This window comes from Streptomyces sp. DSM 40868, assembly GCF_011820545.1.
GTDB classification, from domain to species: Bacteria; Actinomycetota; Actinomycetes; order Streptomycetales; family Streptomycetaceae; genus Streptomyces; species Streptomyces eurythermus.
Genome location: NZ_CP050504.1, coordinates 6,411,537 through 6,428,857, shown reverse-complemented (window position 1 = coordinate 6,428,857; position 17,321 = coordinate 6,411,537). Strand labels below are relative to the sequence as shown.

13 protein-coding genes are annotated in these 17,321 nt (G+C 73.6%); 4 read left to right on the top strand and 9 right to left on the bottom strand.

From position 1 onward, the window contains the following. Nucleotides 1–68: 68 nt before the first annotated feature. The 6 genes from hflX to miaA all read right to left on the bottom strand — a co-directional run bounded on the left by hflX (nucleotide 69) and on the right by miaA (nucleotide 9,155). On the bottom strand, nucleotides 69–1,556 hold the full coding sequence (hflX, locus tag HB370_RS29285; protein WP_030785451.1) for a GTPase HflX: 1,488 nt from the start codon (nucleotides 1,554–1,556) through the stop codon (nucleotides 69–71). A gap of 160 nt (nucleotides 1,557–1,716) precedes the next feature. Then, nucleotides 1,717–3,360, bottom strand: coding sequence for a M1 family metallopeptidase (locus tag HB370_RS29280; RefSeq protein ID WP_078637582.1), 1,644 nt, complete (start codon nucleotides 3,358–3,360; stop codon nucleotides 1,717–1,719). Between the two features lie 678 nt (nucleotides 3,361–4,038). Beyond that, nucleotides 4,039–6,276 carry an HD domain-containing protein gene (locus HB370_RS29275; protein ID WP_030785456.1) on the bottom strand — a complete coding sequence of 746 codons (2,238 nt, stop codon included), beginning with the start codon at nucleotides 6,274–6,276 and terminating at the stop codon, nucleotides 4,039–4,041. Nucleotides 6,277–6,461: 185 nt separating this feature from the next. Next, complete coding sequence (dapF, locus tag HB370_RS29265; protein ID WP_030785459.1) at nucleotides 6,462–7,331, bottom strand: diaminopimelate epimerase; 870 nt, start codon at nucleotides 7,329–7,331, stop codon at nucleotides 6,462–6,464. Nucleotides 7,332–7,383: 52 nt separating this feature from the next. Beyond that, the gene (locus tag HB370_RS42050; RefSeq protein WP_030785463.1) at nucleotides 7,384–7,848 is read right to left on the bottom strand and encodes a hypothetical protein; all 465 of its coding nucleotides are present in this window, start codon (nucleotides 7,846–7,848) and stop codon (nucleotides 7,384–7,386) included. Between the two features lie 368 nt (nucleotides 7,849–8,216). Continuing rightward, nucleotides 8,217–9,155, bottom strand: coding sequence for a tRNA (adenosine(37)-N6)-dimethylallyltransferase MiaA (gene miaA / locus HB370_RS29255; RefSeq protein ID WP_030785466.1), 939 nt, complete (start codon nucleotides 9,153–9,155; stop codon nucleotides 8,217–8,219). A 214-nt stretch (nucleotides 9,156–9,369) separates the two neighbouring features. Here miaA and HB370_RS29250 point away from each other — a divergent pair, with 214 nt between their 5' ends. Then, the gene (locus tag HB370_RS29250) at nucleotides 9,370–9,654 is read left to right on the top strand and encodes an antitoxin (protein WP_030785468.1); all 285 of its coding nucleotides are present in this window, start codon (nucleotides 9,370–9,372) and stop codon (nucleotides 9,652–9,654) included. A 26-nt stretch (nucleotides 9,655–9,680) separates the two neighbouring features. Here the strand turns inward: HB370_RS29250 and HB370_RS29245 are convergent, their stop codons facing one another. Together HB370_RS29245 and miaB are read right to left on the bottom strand one after the other, a co-directional pair. Continuing rightward, entirely contained in the window at nucleotides 9,681–10,394 is a 714-nt protein-coding gene (locus HB370_RS29245) for a class III extradiol dioxygenase subunit B-like domain-containing protein (protein ID WP_030785471.1), read from the bottom strand. A 241-nt stretch (nucleotides 10,395–10,635) separates the two neighbouring features. After that, nucleotides 10,636–12,165: a tRNA (N6-isopentenyl adenosine(37)-C2)-methylthiotransferase MiaB gene (gene miaB / locus HB370_RS29240; RefSeq protein WP_030785480.1), complete on the bottom strand. Its 1,530-nt coding sequence runs from the start codon at nucleotides 12,163–12,165 to the stop codon at nucleotides 10,636–10,638. A gap of 441 nt (nucleotides 12,166–12,606) precedes the next feature. Between miaB and HB370_RS29235 the strand changes: the two genes are divergently transcribed. After that, complete coding sequence (locus HB370_RS29235; RefSeq protein ID WP_030785483.1) at nucleotides 12,607–13,128, top strand: regulator component; 522 nt, start codon at nucleotides 12,607–12,609, stop codon at nucleotides 13,126–13,128. Then, nucleotides 13,115–14,287, top strand: coding sequence for an MAB_1171c family putative transporter (locus HB370_RS29230; RefSeq protein WP_244405669.1), 1,173 nt, complete (start codon nucleotides 13,115–13,117; stop codon nucleotides 14,285–14,287). The genes HB370_RS29235 and HB370_RS29230 overlap by 14 nt, the downstream gene beginning before the upstream one ends. A 375-nt stretch (nucleotides 14,288–14,662) precedes the next feature. On the opposite strand, the gene HB370_RS29225 is transcribed toward HB370_RS29230, so the two are convergent. Beyond that, nucleotides 14,663–15,481 carry an SDR family oxidoreductase gene (locus tag HB370_RS29225; RefSeq protein WP_030785489.1) on the bottom strand — a complete coding sequence of 273 codons (819 nt, stop codon included), beginning with the start codon at nucleotides 15,479–15,481 and terminating at the stop codon, nucleotides 14,663–14,665. A 553-nt stretch (nucleotides 15,482–16,034) separates the two neighbouring features. Here HB370_RS29225 and HB370_RS29220 point away from each other — a divergent pair. Next, complete coding sequence (locus tag HB370_RS29220) at nucleotides 16,035–17,057, top strand: LacI family DNA-binding transcriptional regulator (RefSeq protein WP_030785490.1); 1,023 nt, start codon at nucleotides 16,035–16,037, stop codon at nucleotides 17,055–17,057. The last annotated feature ends 264 nt before the right edge of the window (nucleotides 17,058–17,321 follow it).

The following is a 17,321-nucleotide window of genomic DNA, read 5'->3' as shown; positions in this document are numbered from 1 at the left end:
ACACCGCGACGAGCGGTACGAGGGCCCGTCACCCCGGGTGGGGTGACGGGCCCTCGTACCGCTGTGGGTCAGGCGGAGACCGGCGTGTACGGCGCCAGGTCCGCCGCCAGTTCCTCGTGCACCCGGACCTTGAGCAGGGTGCCCTCCGCGGTGTGCTCCTCGGAGAGGACCTCGCCCTCGGCGTGCGCACGGGCGACCAGCTTGCCGTGGGTGTAGGGCACCAGCGCCACGACCTCGACCGCGGGGCGGGGCAGCTCGTCGTCGATCAGGGCGAGCAGCTCCGCGATGCCCTGGCCGGTGCGCGCCGAGACGGCGATCGAGCGCTTCTCGACCCGCAGCAGCCGCTGGAGCACCAGCGGGTCGGCCGCGTCCGCCTTGTTGATCACGACGATCTCGGGCACGTCGGTGGCGCCGACGTCCCGGATCACCTCGCGCACGGCGGCGAGCTGCTCCTCCGGGGTCGGGTGCGAGCCGTCCACCACGTGCAGGATCAGGTCGGAGTCGCCGACCTCCTCCATGGTGGAACGGAACGCCTCGACCAGGTGGTGCGGCAGGTGCCGGACGAAGCCGACGGTGTCGGCCAGCGTGTACAGCCGGCCGCCCGGGGTCTCGGCCCGGCGGACGGTCGGGTCCAGGGTCGCGAACAGGGCGTTCTCGACCAGGACGCCGGCGCCCGTGAGGCGGTTGAGCAGGGAGGACTTGCCGGCGTTGGTGTAGCCCGCGATGGCCACGGACGGCACCTTGTTGCGCCGGCGTTCCTGGCGCTTGACCTCGCGGCCGGTCTTCATCTCCGCGATCTCCCGGCGCATCTTCGCCATCTTCTCGCGGATCCGGCGCCGGTCCGTCTCGATCTTGGTCTCACCGGGGCCACGCGTGGCGAGGCCGCCGCGACCGCCACCCATCTGCCGGGACAGCGACTGACCCCAGCCGCGCAGTCGCGGCAGCATGTACTGCATCTGCGCGAGCGCGACCTGCGCCTTGCCCTCGCGGGACTTGGCGTGCTGGGCGAAGATGTCCAGGATCAGGGCCGTACGGTCGATGACCTTGACCTTGACCACGTCCTCCAGCTGGATCAGCTGGCCCGGGCTCAGCTCACCGTCGCAGATGACGGTGTCGGCGCCCGTTTCGAGGACGATGTCACGCAGCTCGGCGGCCTTGCCGGAGCCGATGTAGGTGGCCGCGTCGGGCTTGTCGCGGCGCTGGATGACGCCGTCGAGCACGAGCGCGCCCGCGGTCTCCGCGAGGGCGGCCAGCTCCGCGAGGGAGTTCTCGGCGTCCTGCGCCGTGCCGGTGGTCCACACGCCGACAAGCACGACCCGCTCCAGACGGAGCTGGCGGTACTCGACCTCGGTGACGTCCTCCAGCTCGGTGGACAGGCCCACCACGCGGCGCAGGGCCGCGCGCTCGGAGCGGTCGAACTGGTCGCCGTCCCGCTCTCCGTCGATCTCGTGGCTCCAGGCGACGTCCTCTTCCATCAGGGCATCGGCCCGAAGACCCTCGGGATAGGCGTGCGCGAGGCGCTTGGTGTCCTGGGAAGGGGAAGAAGAGGAGGTCATTGGATCCTTACGTCGATGGGATTGCCGTTACGGCGTCGGTACGGCGGTCTTACCCCGCCGTTCGCCTTGTTCAACGTACGGGTACCCCGGGAGATTCCCGTGTACCGTACGCGCGCCGACCCGTAGATGGTCGCACGGGACGACACGTCTCGTCACCGGGTTATCGCCTCAGGTGAGGCTCGGCCGCCTTGGGTGCCGCGGTCGGCTTCCAGTCCGGGTGGCCGGGCATCGGCGGGGTCTTCTCGCCGTACAGCCAGGGCCGCAGGAAGCCTTCGAGGTCGCGGCCGGCGACGGCCGAGGCCAGCCGGACGAAGTCGGCGGTGCCGGCGGTGGCGTCGCGGTGCCGCTGGACCCAGAGCCGTTCCAGCCGTTCGAAGGCCGGCCGGCCGATCTCCTGCCGCAGGGCGTAGAGGATGAGGGCGGCGCCGTCGTAGACGTTGGGCCGGAACAGGTCGATCTTCTGGCCGGGCGCGGGCGGCTTGGGCCGGGCGGGCGGGCCGCCGGCCGCGCGCCAGCGGTCGGAGGCGCCGTACGCGTCCCTCATCCGCGTCTCCAGCGGCCGCTTCGCGGTCTCCTCGCTGTACAGCGCCTCGTACCAGGTGGCGTGTCCCTCGTTCAGCCAGACGTCGGACCAGGCGCGCGGGGTGACGCTGTCGCCGAACCACTGGTGGGACAGCTCGTGCACCATGATCGATTCCAGGTACCACTCGGGGTAGCCGGGCTCGGTGAACAGGCTCTTCTCGAAGAGGGAGAGGGTCTGGGTCTCCAGCTCGAAGCCCGTGGACGCCTGCGCCATGAGCACGCCATAGGTTTCGAAGGGGTACCGGCCGACCTTGCCCTCCATCCAGGCGATCTGCTCCGGCGTCTTCGCCAGCCACGGTTCGAGGGCCTCGCGGGCGGCGGCGGGGACGACGTCGCGCAGGGGCAGCCCGTGCGGTCCCTCGCGGCGGACCACGGCGGAGCGGCCGATGGAGACCTGGGCGAGTTCGGTGGCCATGGGGTGCCGGTTGCGGTAGGTCCAGGTGGTGGTGGCACCGTGCCGGGCGGCTCCGGTGGGCAGGCCGTTGGCGACGACCGTGTAGGCGTTGGGCGCGGTGATCCGGAAGGAGAACATCGCCTTGTCGGACGGGTGGTCGTTGCACGGGAACACCAGATGGGCGGCGTCGGCCTGGTTGGCCATCGCGAGCCCGTCGGCGGTGCGCACCCAGCCGCCCTGCTGGTCCTCGCCGTAGACGGGGTCGCTGGTGTGCCGCACGGTGATCCGGAACCAGCGGCCCTCGGCCGGCGGGTGGCGCGGGGTGACGACCAGGTCCTCGCCGGCGCTGGTGAACCCGGCCGGGAGTCCGTCGACCTCCACCGAGTGCACGGTGCCGTGGGTGAAGTCGAGGTTGACGCGCTCCAGGTCGGCGGTGGCCCTGGCGTCGATGGTGGTCACGGCCTCCAGCGGCTTGTCCTGGGCGGTGTAGGTGAAGTCCAGGGCGTACGAGGCGACGTCGTAGCCGGGGTTGCCCAGGTACGGGTAGAGCCGGTCGCCGACCCCGAGGGGCTCGGCCGGGGCCGCGGCGGCGACGAGACAGAGCGAGACGGCGGAGGCGAGCAGGGCCGCCTTGCGGTACCGGCGCCTTCCGGGCCGGGCGCGGCGGAGGGCGGTGCCGGGCTCGCCCGGGGGAGGAAGGCGGTACGGGGAGATCTGCGGCTGACTCCCGAGGGGGCGCTGGGAGTTTTCCGGCTGAGGCGGGAGCTGGTGCGGGGAGGGGTCGGGCTGAGGCCGGGAGCGGAGGCGGAGGCGGGGGGTGAGCGGCATGGACCACCGCTACCAGGGCGGGCCCCCCGCGCGACGGCGACGCGCGTCCGGCCCACTCGAACGGGTAGACCGGACGCCGTCGTCAGGAGGCGGTGCGGCGGGGGTGGCCGGGGTCAGGGGCGGTGCGGCGGGTGGGCGGAGGGCCATGGGCAGGAGCGGCGCGATGGATGAGCCGGGGGCCGTAGGCAGAAGGCAGTGCGACGGATGGGCAGGGCCGTGGTCAGGGGGTGGCGCGACGGATGGGCCGGACCCCGTCGTCTGGAGGCTGCGCGACAGGTGAGCCGGGCTCCGCCGCCGGGGCCGGACACCCCGTGGGCCGGGCGCCGCCGACAGGCCGGGACACCACGTGGACCGGGAACCGCCGCCCTGACCGGGACGGCAGTGGGCCGGGAGCCGCCGTCCGGGACCGGAGACCGGAGCCAGGCCGGGCTCCCGTCGTCAGAGCCGGGTACCAGGAGATGCGGGCCTGACCGGCGCCAGCAGGGCCAGGGAACAGGAGGCGGGCCAGCCTGCCGTCGGCGGAGCCGGGAAGCAGGAGATCGGGCCTGACCGGCACCAGCAGGGCCAGGTACGGGAGGCGGGCCGGATGGCCGTGGGCGGAGCCGGGAGGCAATGGATGCGGGTCTGACCGTCTCCGGCGGGGAAACGGCGGGGCGGCCGGAGGCCGGAGCGGTGGTGTCAGGAGGCCGGGGCCTGGTGCTGGGCCCGGCCCACGTCGTACACCCCCGGAACATCCCGCATGGCCCGCATGAGGGCCGGGAGGCGGGAGGCGTCGGGGAGCTGGAGGGTGTAGGTGTGGCGCACCCGCTGCTGGCTCGGCGGCTCGACGGTGGCGGAGACGATCTCGGCGCCCGCGAGGGCGATGGCCTCGGTGAGGTCGGCGAGCAGATGGGGGCGGCCGAACGATTCAGCGACCAGGGTGACCCGGCACTCGGCGGTGTCCCCCCAGCGCACGCCGATCTCCGCGCGCCCCAGGCCCTTCATGCGCGCCACCGCCGCGCACTCCACGCGGTGCACGGTCACCACTCCCCCGCGCACCGCGAACCCGGTGATCTCGTCCGGCGGTACGGGCGTACAGCACCCGGCGAGCCGTACGGCGGCGCCGGGCCGGTCCGCGAGGACGTCGGCGCGCCGGGGGCGCGGGGCGTCCGCGGGGGCGGCGGCCGTGGCCTCGCCGTCGCGGGCCGACGTTGCACGCGCCGCGGCGGCGCCGCGGTCGTCCGGGTCGGTCACGCGGGCGTCGTCGTCCGGGTCGGTGCCGCCGCCGGGGTGAGTGGCCAGCCAGCGCTGGATGGCGATGCGGGCGGCCGGTGTGTGGGCGTGGTCCAGCCATTCGCGGGACGGCTCGGAGGCGGGGTCCTGGCCCATCAGGAGCTGGACGGTGTCGCCGTCGCGCAGGACCGTGCTGAGGGTGGCGAGCCGGCCGTTGACACGGGCGCCGATACAGGCGTGCGCGTCCTCGCCGTACTGCGCGTAGGCGGCGTCCACGCAGGTGGCGCCCTCGGGCAGGCCGAGCGTGCCGCCGTCGGGACGGAAGACGGTGATCTCGCGGTCCTGCGCGAGGTCCTCGCGCAGGGTGGACCAGAAGGTGTCGGGGTCGGGGGCGGCCCGCTGCCACTCGAGGAGGCGGGACAGCCAGCCGGGACGGGTGGGGTCGACGCGCTCGCCCTCGGCCGGGGAGGCGTCGTTGGCGGGGCCGTCGGAGGCGCCGGACTCGGGGGCGGGCGCGTACGGGTTGCCGAGGGCCACGACACCGGCCTCGGCGACCTTGTGCATCTGGTGGGTGCGGATGAGGACCTCGACCATCTGCCCGTCGGGCCGGGCGACCGCGGTGTGCAGGGACTGGTAGAGGTTGAACTTCGGTACGGCGATGAAGTCCTTGAACTCCGAGACCACCGGCGTCATGCAGGTGTGCAGTTCGCCGAGGACGGCGTAACAGTCCGCGTCCTCGTTCACCAGCACCAGCAGGCGGCCGAAGTCGGTGCCGCGCAGCCGGCCGCGTTTGCGGGCCACCCGGTGGACGGAGACGAAGTGCCGGGGGCGGATGAGGACCTCGGCCGGGATGTCGGCCTCGCGCAGCACCCCGCGCACCTCCTCGGCGACCTCGGCGAGCGGGTCGCCGGGGCGGGCGGCGTTCTCGACGATCAGCTCGCGGGTGCGGGCGTACTCCTCGGGGTGGAGGACGGCGAAGACCAGGTCCTCCAGCTCGGTCTTGAGGGCCTGCACGCCGAGGCGCTCGGCGAGCGGGATGAGGACGTCACGGGTGACCTTGGCGATCCGGGCCTGTTTCTCGGGGCGCATCACGCCGAGGGTGCGCATGTTGTGCAGGCGGTCGGCGAGTTTGATCGACATCACGCGCACGTCGTTGCCGGTGGCGACGAGCATCTTGCGGAAGGTCTCCGGTTCGGCGGCGGCTCCGTAGTCGACCTTCTCCAGTTTCGTGACGCCGTCGACCAGGTAGCGCACCTCCTCGCCGAACTGCTCCCGCACCTGTTCGAGCGTCACGTCGGTGTCCTCGACGGTGTCGTGCAGCAGAGAGGCCGTCAGGGTCTTGGTCTCCGCGCCGAGTTCGGCGAGGATCAGGGTCACGGCGAGCGGGTGCGTGATGTACGGCTCGCCGCTCTTGCGCGTCTGGCCGCGGTGCGAGGACTCGGCCAGGACGTAGGCGCGGCGCAGGGGTTCGAGGTCGGCGTCGGGGTGGTGGGCGCGGTGCGCCTCCACGACATGGCCGATCGCGTCGGGCAGTTTGTCGCGGGTGGCGGAGCCGAGCAGCGCGGCTCGGCCGAGCCGGCGCAGGTCGATCCGGGGCCGGGACTTTCTGCGGGGCGCCGCGGGTGCCGCGGACGCGGTGAGCGCCGGCGGCACCGGGGGCGCCGCCGGACCAGCGGTCGCAGGGTTCGTGGCCTCCGCACTCATGGGCACCTCCGGCTCGTGGACCGGCGGACGGAGTCCCGGGGCACACGCGGCTCAGGGTTGGCGGCATTCCCCCGTCCGTGCCGGTGCTTGATGCTACCGAGCCCGCCACGCCCGACCGACCGCCTCCGGCCGAGCGTGAAACGGATCACCCATTCGAGCGACGAAATCGAGGTTTAGGTTTTCGGTCAGCCGAACGTCTGGGCCAGCCATTCGGCGTCGACCTCGCCCTCGGCGACGATCACGGCGGGTCCGGTCATCTCGATCTCGCCGTCCGGCCGCTCGGTGATGACCAGGCGTCCGCCGGGCACGTCGACGGTGTACGTGGCCGGGGTGCCGGTGACGGCCGGGTCGGCGCCGTCCCGGCGGGCGGTGGCCACGGCGACGGCGCACGCGCCCGTGCCGCACGAGCGGGTCTCGCCGGAGCCGCGCTCGTGCACGCGCATGGCGACGTGCCGGGGGCCCCGGTCGACGACGAACTCGACGTTCACGCCGTCCGGGTAGGCGCTCGCCGGGCTGACCGGCGGCGCGGTGTACAGATCGCCGGCGTGCGCCAGGTCGGCCACGAAGGCCACCGCGTGCGGGTTGCCCATGTTGACGTTGCGCGCGGGCCAGCTGCGCTCGCCGACGGTCACCGTGACGTCCCCTTCGGGGAGGCGGGCGCGGCCCATGCCGATCGTGATGTCACCGTTCTTCGCGATGTGGACGGTCTTCACGCCCGCGCGCGTGGCGATCGCCAGGTCGCCTTCGGTCACATGTCCGGCGTGCTTGAGGTAGCGCGCGAACACACGGCTGCCGTTGCCGCACATCTCGGCGATCGAGCCGTCGCCGTTGCGGTAGTCCATGAACCACTCGGCCTCGCCGGCCATCGCCCGGGCCTCCGGGTGCGCCGCGGACCGTACGACGCGCAGCACGCCGTCGCCTCCGATGCCCGCCCGGCGGTCGCACAGCGCGGCCACGGCGGCCGGGGACAGGTCGAGGGCGTTCTCCGGGTCCGGGACGATCACGAAGTCGTTCTCCGTGCCGTGACCCTTGAGGAAGGCGATCCGTGTGCTCATTCCTCGATCGTACGGGAGGGCACCGACAGCGGGCCGGGTCAGGCCGGGCGGCTCAGCGGAGCCTCGCGACCCGCCAGACGGCGAGGACGACCACCAAGGCCACCAGGAGGACGTAGCCGAGGACGACGCGCCAGTCGGGGCGGCGGCCCGAGCCGCGCGGGGGCAGGCCCGGCCAGGTGTAGCCGACCCGGCGGGCGGCCATCATGCCCCAGCCCGCGGCGCAGGAGCAGATCAGCAGGCCGAGCATGGCGATGACCGCGCCGCTGTCGCCGAAGTCGAAGGCGAGCGGGAAGGCGAACATCAGGGAGCCGACGGCGCCGAGGCCCACGATGGGTGCCAGCTGCCAGATCCGCAGCCGGCGCTGCGGGCGCAGTTCGACCTCGACCTCCGGGCCTCCCGGGTACATCTCCTCGGGCGCCGGTCCGTCGGCGGTGACGCCGCCCTGGGTGTCGTCGGGGCCGTCGTCGGCGAGACGGTCGTCGGTCAGCGGGTCCGCGGCCAGGGGGTCCACCGCCAGGGGATCGGCGGCAAGACGGTCGGCGGCGAGGGGGTCACCGGGAAGGGGGGCTGCCGCCAGGGGGTTTCCGGCCGGATGGTCGTCCGCCGGGGCGTGGCCGGGCGGGCCGCTGTGCGAACGGTCGGCGTGGGACCCGTCCACGGAGGAGCCGTTCGGCCGCGGGCGGTACTCGTGCGGGTGGTCCGCGCCCGGGCCGGGGTCGTCACTCTCCGTGGTGACGGGCTCGGTGCTTCGTGCGGTGTCGCGAGGGCCGGCCTCCATCGCCACGCGCCCTCCCAACTAGGCTCCACTTGGTCGATCGAAGCTCGATGATGGCACGGCGCCGCAGACCGCGATGACCGGCGGCGCATCCCGATGCCATGACGTGATCAGGCTGTAACCGGTCGTTCGACCAACGCCAGGGCCTGCTGCGGAAGTTCCCCGCGATCCGCGGCGGCCCCACTCAGCCAGTGCACCCGGGGATCCCGCCTGAACCACGAATCCTGGCGGCGCGCGAAGCGCTTGGTGGCACGCACGGTCTCGGCCCGCGCTTCCGCTTCGGTGCACTCCCCGGCCAGCGCCGCGAGGACCTGCTGGTAGCCGAGCGCGCGCGAGGCCGTGCGCCCCTCGCGCAGGCCCTGCGCCTCCAGTGCACGCACCTCGTCCACGAGGCCCGCCTCCCACATCCGGTCGACGCGCCGCGCGATGCGGTCGTCCAGTTCCGGGCGGGCGACGTCGACGCCGATCTGGACGGTGTCGTACACCGAGTCGTGGCCCGGCAGATTGGCCGTGAAGGGCTGGCCGGTGATCTCGATGACCTCCAGCGCGCGGACGATCCGGCGGCCGTTGCCCGGCAGGATCGCGCGGCCGGCCTCGGGGTCGGCGGCGGCCAGCCGGGCGTGCAGGGCGCCCGGGCCGCGCAGTGCCAGCTCCTCCTCCAGCCGGGCCCGGACCTCCGGGTCGGTGCCGGGGAACTCCAGGTTGTCGACGGCTCCCCGGACGTAGAGGCCGGAGCCGCCGACCAGGATGGGCCAGCGACCCTCGGCGAGCAGGGCGTCGATCCGCGCGCGGGCCAGTTTCTGGTACTCGGCGACGGAGGCGGCGACCGTCACGTCCCAGATGTCCAGCAGGTGGTGCGGGATGCCGCCGCGCTCCTCGGGCGTCAGCTTGGCGGTACCGATGTCCATCCCCCGGTACAGCTGCATGGAGTCGGCGTTGACGACCTCGCCGCCGAGTTGCTGGGCCAGGAAGACACCGAGATCGGACTTTCCGGCCGCGGTGGGTCCTACGACGGCGATGACGCGGGGGGCGACGGATGCACTGCTCACCGCACCAGTCTCGCAAACGCCCGGGAGACACCTCGAGGGAGTCGGCACCGGGCGCGGTGGGTAGGTACGGGGCGACGCGACGAATCGCCCGTACGAGTACCGTATGGAGTGGATACGGGCATATTCGCCCGGTTTCCGGGCACGGTTTCCCGGCAGGCGGACGGCGCGGTCGGCGAGGACGTCCGCGGGCAACCCCCGCGAGGGAAGGTGGACCATGGGTCTGATGGACAACATGAAGGCCAAGCTGGGCCCGGCCAAGGACAAGGTGTCGGACCTGGCCCGGCAGCACGGGGACAAGGTCCAGCACGGGATCGACAAGGCCGCCAGGGCCGTCGACGAGCGGACCAAGGGCAAGTACAGCGACAAGATCCAGGCGGGCACGGGCAAGGCCAAGGAGGCCATGGACCGCCTCGCGCACAAGAGCGGCCCCACGGCGACACCGCCGCCTCCCGACCCGACGACCCCGACCCGCCCGGAGGGACCGCCACCGACTTCGTGAGGAAGTCGAGGAAGTCCAGGAGAAGCTCAGGACCAGGTAGCGACCAGATACCCCACCCCGTACGGCGCGTCCTCGTACAGCAGCGTGCCGGTGAGGCGGGTGTCGTGCGCCGCGCCGGCGAGGATCTGCCAGGGGGCGCGGCCGGCCGCCTTCAGTTCACGGGCGAGCGCGGGGTCCAGCGCCCGCAGGGCCGCCAGGTCGGCGGTTCCGAGCGCCCGTGCCGCCTCCGCGTCGAAGGGGGCCGCGCGCACGTCCAGGTAGCCGGGCGCTTTCAGGCTGCGGCAGGCGCTGGCGTCGCCCATCACCAGCAGCGCCACCCGGTCGGCCCGGCCGGCCAGCTCCCGGCCGGTCCCGGCGCACCGCTCGGGCTCCAGCGTGTCGGCGACGCCGAGCCCCTCGACGGGGGCGTCCGCCCAGCCGGTCCGCTCCAGCAGCCAGGCGCCGACGGCCAGTGAGGCCGGCAGCTCGCGCTCCGGGGCAGTGCCGGTGGCGGCGCCCAGACGTACGTCCACGTCGACGCCGAACCCGCGGAACGTACCCGGGGTGCCCTGCGGGAAGGGGCCGCGTCCGCCCGGCTCGGCGGTGCCGACGACCACCAGCAGGTCGGGGCGGGCGGCGGCGAGCACGCCGAGCGCGTCAGAGCAGGCCGTGCGGGCGGCGTCCAGTTCTGGTGCGGCGCCCGCGGCGACCTCGGGCACGAGCAGCGGAGGGCAGGGGCAGACTGCGGCGGCGACAAGCATGGTCGGCAGGTTAACTCCCCGCGCGGACCGGCCGGGCGCCACCCTCGGTCACCGAGGATGTACGGCGCGGATGCCCGGAGACCCGTAGGGCGTCGGCCGCCCGGGTACCCGTACGACTCCGGGCGCTGAGACCCGTACGACTCCGGACGCCCAGGGATCCGTACGACTCCGGGCGCGCGACAGACCCGCACGGCTGCTCCGGGCGCCCGGGCCCCCGGTACGGACCTTGCGTCGGCAGGTGTCAGTCGCAGCCGCAGCCGCTGCCCGCCGTCGCCGGGAGCGGCTCGGGCACGCCGATCTTCGGCAGGCCCAGCATCACGCCCGCGGGCTTGGCGGTCTCCGCCGCGTTGCGCTTCTCCCAGGCGTCGCCCGCGCGCGTACGGCGCACGGCGAGTACGGGGCCCTCGGCGAGGAGGTGGTGCGGGGCGGCGTAGGTGACCTCGACGGTGACGACGTCGCCGGGGCGGACCTCCTGGTCGGGCTTGGTGAAGTGGACCAGGCGGTTGTCGGGGGCGCGGCCGGAGAGGCGGTGGGTGGCGCCGTCCTTGCGGCCCTCGCCCTCGGCGACCATCAGCTCCAGCGTGCGGCCGACCTGCTTCTTGTTCTCCTCCCAGGAGATCTCCTCCTGGAGGGCGACCAGCCGCTCGTAACGTGCCTGGACGACTTCCTTGGGGATCTGGTTCTCCATGGTCGCGGCGGGGGTGCCGGGGCGCTTGGAGTACTGGAAGGTGAACGCCTGGGCGAACCGGGCCTCGCGGACGACGTGCAGCGTCTGCTCGAAGTCCTCCTCGGTCTCGCCCGGGAAGCCCACGATGATGTCGGTGGTGATCGCGGCGTGCGGGATGGCGGCCCGCACCTTCTCGATGATCCCCAGGTACCGCTCCTGGCGGTAGGAGCGGCGCATCGCCTTCAGGACCGTGTCCGAGCCGGACTGGAGCGGCATGTGCAGCTGGGGCATGACGTTCGGGGTCTCGGCCATGGCCGCGATCACGTCGTCCGTGAAGTCGCGCGGGTGCGGGGAGGTGAAGCGGACCCGCTCCAGGCCCTCGATCTTCCCGCAGGCGCGCAGCAGCTTGCTGAACGCCTCGCGGTCGCCGATGTCGGAGCCGTAGGCGTTGACGTTCTGGCCGAGCAGCGTGATCTCCGAGACGCCCTCGCCGACCAGGGTCTCGATCTCGGCGAGGATGTCGCCGGGGCGGCGGTCCTTCTCCTTGCCGCGCAGCGCCGGGACGATGCAGAAGGTGCAGGTGTTGTTGCAGCCGACGGAGATCGACACCCAGGCCGCGTAGGCGCTCTCGCGGCGGGTCGGCAGCGTGGAGGGGAACGCCTCCAGGGACTCGGCGATCTCCACCTGCGCCTCCTCCTGGACGCGGGCGCGCTCCAGCAGGACGGGCAGCTTGCCGATGTTGTGCGTGCCGAAGACGACGTCCACCCAGGGCGCCTTCTTCACGATGGTGTCGCGGTCCTTCTGCGCGAGGCAGCCGCCGACCGCGATCTGCATGCCGGGGCGCGAGGCCTTCCTCGGCGCGAGCCGGCCGAGGTTGCCGTAGAGCCGGTTGTCGGCGTTCTCCCGGACCGCGCAGGTGTTGAAGACGACGACGTCGGCGTCCCCGTCCGCGTCCTCGGGGGCCCGCACGTATCCGGCCTCTTCGAGCAGCCCGGCCAATCGCTCGGAGTCGTGGACGTTCATCTGGCACCCGTAGGTGCGGATCTCGTAACTCTTGGGGGCGGGAACGTCCACTGCCGGGCTCCGGTCGCTGCTGCTGGTCATGCGTTCCAGGGTAGGCGGTCCAGGGCGGCCGGTGTCCCGGGAGTTCCCAGGTGGCACGGCCGCCCGGCACGGCGGACAGGGACGATGACACACCCGCTCCCGTCCCCTGTGACGGCAGTCACAGAGGTTTACCGCAGGCACGTCCGTAAAGGCCGCGAGAGCAGGAGACGTTTTCCGCCAAAGGGCGTCCGAAAGCCCGGGCGGGCGTGTGCAAAAGGGCGGACGACCTGCTTAGGTGGGTCGGCAGCTTGCCCCCGGGACACGGTCCGTATCCGTACCGGCAAAGCCTTCCCGGGGGACACCGGACCACTTCACCGACGAGGAGGTCTCCGAGCGAGTGAGACGCCCAAGCGAGTCCGCCGTCGCCCCCGACGCGTCCGGGACGGGGAGCCGCCGCAGCCGTTCCGGCCGGTGAGAAACAGCGAACGGGGGTGACGTCAGGTGAGGAGAACGAGCGAGTACGCGGCGCTGCAGCGCAGGTGTGCCGCGATCCTGCGGGACCTCGGGGTGGACCGGTCGCTCACCCTGGAGGAGCTCCGCGCGCGGGTCGAGGAGATGAGAGGCCGTCCGCTCGTGCTCCGGGAGCTGCCCGAGCAGGCGGCGGCCACCGGGGCGTGCGGGCTGTGGCTGGGCACCGAGGACGCCGACTACGTGTTCTACGAGACCAGGACGGCTCCCCTGCACCAGGAGCACATCATCCTGCACGAGATCGGCCATGTGCTGTGCGATCACCACCGGAGCTTCACGGACGACGGTGCGCAGCCGGCCGGCCGGTTCCCGGAGGTTCCCACGCCCCGTCTCGTCAGGCGGCTGATGGCCAGAACCAGCTACACGACCACCGAGGAACAAGAAGCCGAGATGATCGCCAGCCTCATCCAGAGCGCCGGGAAGACCGGCCGGGTGGCGGGCCCCCTGGGACGCCTCGGCGCGTTCCTGGGGGTGACCGCCGATGCCGGTGAGTGAGCTGGCGGCCCGGGTCGGACTCGCCAGCGTCGTCGCCCTGTGGTGCGCCCTCGCCTGGCGGGCCCGCCCGGCGCTGCGCGAGCCGCGGCTGCGGGGACTGTGGATCACCGTGCTGGCGACGACCACCGCGATCACGCTCTTCCAGCGGGGGGTCGTCACCGCGCTCACGTCCGCCGGCATCGACGTCCACGCGGTGTCGCTGGTGCGCAATCTGGTCGGGGTCCTCAGCGCGGGACTGGTCCTGCTCTTCGTGGTGGACTGCCGGCGCTCCCCGCGGCTGCGCCGCTCGGTGGTGGCGGGACTGACGGCGGCCCTGACGGCGCTGCTCGTGATGGATCTGCAGGGGGCCGGTCAGCCGATCGGGACGGCGGCCGCGCAGCGGCCCGCGTCCGCGACGGCCGCCTACTGGCTGATCCTCAGCGTCGCCCACCTGCTCGGCGACGCCGTCGCCCTGGTGGTGTGCTGGCGCTACAGCCGGCGCACCACGGAACGCGACCTGGTGTGGTCGCTGCGGCTGTTCGCGGTGGGCAGCGTCCTCGCCCTGGTCTTCTGGTGCGGTTACCTCGGCCACCTCTACGGCCTCGCGCCGGCCCTGCTGCCCTGGCTGTCCATGGTGATGGGGGCGCACGGCTTCCTGCGGGCGGCGTCGCTGCTGGTGCCCACCGCCACCGCGCTGGCCCGGTCGGCCGCCGCGCTGCGGACCTCCTGGCGGCTGTGGCCGCTGTGGCGGGACCTGGTGTCGGCGGTCCCCCACGTGGCGCTCGCCAGGCCCCGGCGCAGCCGGCTCCAGGAGGTGCTCCGGCCGCGCTACCCGCCGGTGCTCCAGGCGCACCGGCAGACCATCGAGACGTACGACGCGCTGCTGACGCTCCAGCAGTACGTGCGGCCGGACGCCTACGAGCAGGCGCTCCGGCACGCCCGGCGGGCCGGGGTGCCGGAGGACCGCCTCGCCTGCGCGGCGCTGGCCGGCGCCGTGGGCCAGGCCCGCCGTGCCGTGCTCGTCGGCGTCCCGCCGTCCGACCCGCATCCCCTGCCCGGGGTGACACATGGCAGCTCCGAGACCCTGCTGGGAATCGCCCGCATGTGGCCCACCATGACCGACGCACTCCCCTGCCCCACACAGCCCGCACCGGCCACCGGCCACGCCGAACCGCGCTGACGGGGTGGCAGTCGGCGGGGCCGATGGTGGCGGTGGCGGCGGCAGCAGCCGACGGGAGCTGAGCAGCGGGCGGTGGCGGTGGTCAACGGGAGCGCGCGGGCGGGAAGTTGGTGGGACCACGCGGGCGGTGACGGAAGCGGGGGCACGTTGACGGCGGAGGAACCCGACGGACCTACGCGGGCGGCGGCGGGACAGGACCGACGCTGACGACAGCGGGACTCGGCTGGACCGGGGTGCCGCCGCCGCGGCCCGGCCGAACCGCAGCCCTCGGACGGCCGCACACCGCTGACGGCGCCCCGCGCCGGCCGACCCACGCTGACGCCCCCGGGCCGGCCGCACCCCGCCGGCGACGGCCCACCTCCAGGGGCGCCGGGCTCAGTCGAGGGTGGTGGTGCGTGGTGTGATCCGGTAGTCGAACCCGAGCGTCCCGGGGTCGAGGGCCGTGGCTCCGCCGTCGACGGTGAGCACCGCTCCGTTGACGTAGGACGCCGCCGGGGACAGCAGCCAGGCGATCGCCTCGGCGACCTCACGGGGCTCGCCGGGGCGGCCCTGGGGCAGCAGCCTGGTCGCCTCCGCGTAGGCGTCCTCCATGCCTCCGGGCAGCCGCTCCTCCTCCGCGAAGCGGGCCATGCGCCGGTCGGCCATCTCGGTGCGCACCCATCCCGGGCACACGGTGTTGGCCCGTACGCCCTGCCGTCCGTAGTCCACCGCGACGGAACGGCACAGCTGGAGCAGGGCCGCCTTGGAAGTGGCGTACGGGGCGTTGCTCGTGCCGTTGCGCAGCGCGGACACCGAGGCGACGGCGACCACCGCGCCCTTGGTCTCCAGCAGGTGCGGGATCGCCGCGCGCAGCAGGAGCAGCGGGCCGGTGAGGTTGGTGCGCATCACGTCGTCCCAGTCGCGCAGCGACATGTCGCCGACGGCTCCGCCACGCCCGATGCCCGCGTTCAGCACCACTCCGTCGAGCCGTCCGTACGCGTCCAGAGCGGCCCGGACGAGTCCCTCGACCGCGTCGGGGTCCCCGATGTCCGACGGATGCGCCAGCGCGCCGGTCTCCTTCGCGAGGCGCTCCAAGGGCTCGGTCCGCCGGCCGGAGACCACCACGTGGTGCCCGGCCTCGCCGAGCAGCCGGGCCGTGGCCTGTCCGATGCCCGAGCCTCCGCCGGTCACGATGACAACCCTCTTGTCCTCCACCAGTTCCGGCCCCTTCCACCAAGATCGACGAGTTCGCCCAGCGGGTCCGAGCTTAGGGCCCGGTGATCTTGAGGTGACGACTTCCGGCCAGTGCCCCGGGAGCGGCGGGACACCCTCTCCGTACGGCCGGTTCCGGGTACCGGCGCCGGCACCCGGCCGGTACCTCGGCGTCACGGACGACTGCCCGGATCCGGTGCGGTACGGCCCTGCGAACGTGCGGCGACCAGCCGGACGCCGGGTCCGACGACCGCCCGGCCCTCCTCCCCCGCACACCGCCTCCGGTGGCCCGCAGCCCTCCGCCGGAGACCGGCCCCACCTCCGGCCCGGGAATTGCCCGCGCCACCACCGAACCAGCGAGTTCACGCCGAGTTGGTGGTCCGGACCGCCGGGGGTGCGCGGCGGCGCCGGACGCGCCGTCGTGCGCCTGGGCAGCGGTCGACGCCGCCGGATGCCTTCCTGGCGGTGGGCGCCATACCGGTCGTCGTCGGAAGAAGCCGTGTGCGCGATGCCCCGCGAATCGTAAGATCGGGGATCTCGTGGGGGGAGGTGGTCAATGGGCAGGCGGCGCCCTGACACGCCGACGCTGGAGGAGGTGGCCGCCCGCGCAGGAGTGGGCCGGGGCACGGTCTCCCGCGTCGTCAACAACGCGGCGGGGGTACGGGAATCGACGCGCCAGGCCGTGCAGCAAGCCATCGCCGAACTGGGGTACGTGCCCAATCTCGCGGCCCGGTCCCTGGCCGGCCGGCGTGCCGACGCGGTCGCGCTGGTCGTGACGGAGCCGGACTGGCGGCTGTTCGCGGAGCCCTTCTTCTCGGAGATCGTCGGCTCGCTCGGCGACGCGCTGGCCGACACCGGGATGCAGCTGCTGCTGACGATGGTCCGCTCGGACACCGAACGCAAGCGCTTCCTGGAGTACGCGCGCGGCGGCCGGGTCGACGGCGCGCTGCTGGTCTCGGTGCGCGCCGACGACACCCTGCCGGACATGCTCGCCGAGGCCCGGCTGCCGACCGTCATGCTGGGCCGCCGCTCGGGCGACGAGCACGTCAGCTACGTCGACGCGGACAACGCCGGCGGCGCCCGCAGCGCGGTCACCCATCTGCTGGCCACGGGCCACAAGGCGATCGCGACGATCACCGGGCCGCGGGACATGTACGTCGCCCAGTCCCGGCTGCGCGGCTACCGCCAAGCGCTCGCCGCGGCCGGGGTGAGCACCGACGAGTCCTGGATCGCCGAGGGTGACTTCACCGAGGAGAGCGGCCGGCGCGCCATGGCCCGGCTGCTCGAGCGGCACCCGGACATCGACGCGGTGCTCGCGGCGTCGGACACCACGGCGGCCGGCGCGCTGCGGGAGCTGCGCGCGACGGGGCGCCGGGTGCCGGAGGACGTCGCCGTCATCGGTTTCGACGACTTCCCGCTGGCCGAACAGACCGAGCCGCGCCTGACCACGGTCCGCCAGCCGCTGGCGGAGATCGGCCGGGCGATGGTCCGGCTCCTGCTGGAGGAACTGGAGGAACCGGCCCTGGCCTGGCGCCACGTCATCCTCCGCACCGAGCTGATACGACGCGACTCGGCCTGACCCCGCCGGGCCCCGGAGCACGGTCCGAGCACAACACCGGGCAACCGGGGCCCGGCCGAGCAACGGGGTCCCCCTCCCTACGGCACAGCCAGGCGGTCCAACGGCACCGCTGGGCGGCCCAACGGCACTGCCGGGCGGCTCGATGGCACCACCTGGTGACTCGACGGCAACCCGACGGCCCTGCCGGCCGACCCGACGCACCGGCGGGCGACCGCGACTCGGCCTGCCCATCGCCTCGAGGTGCCTGTGGGATGCCCGGCCTTG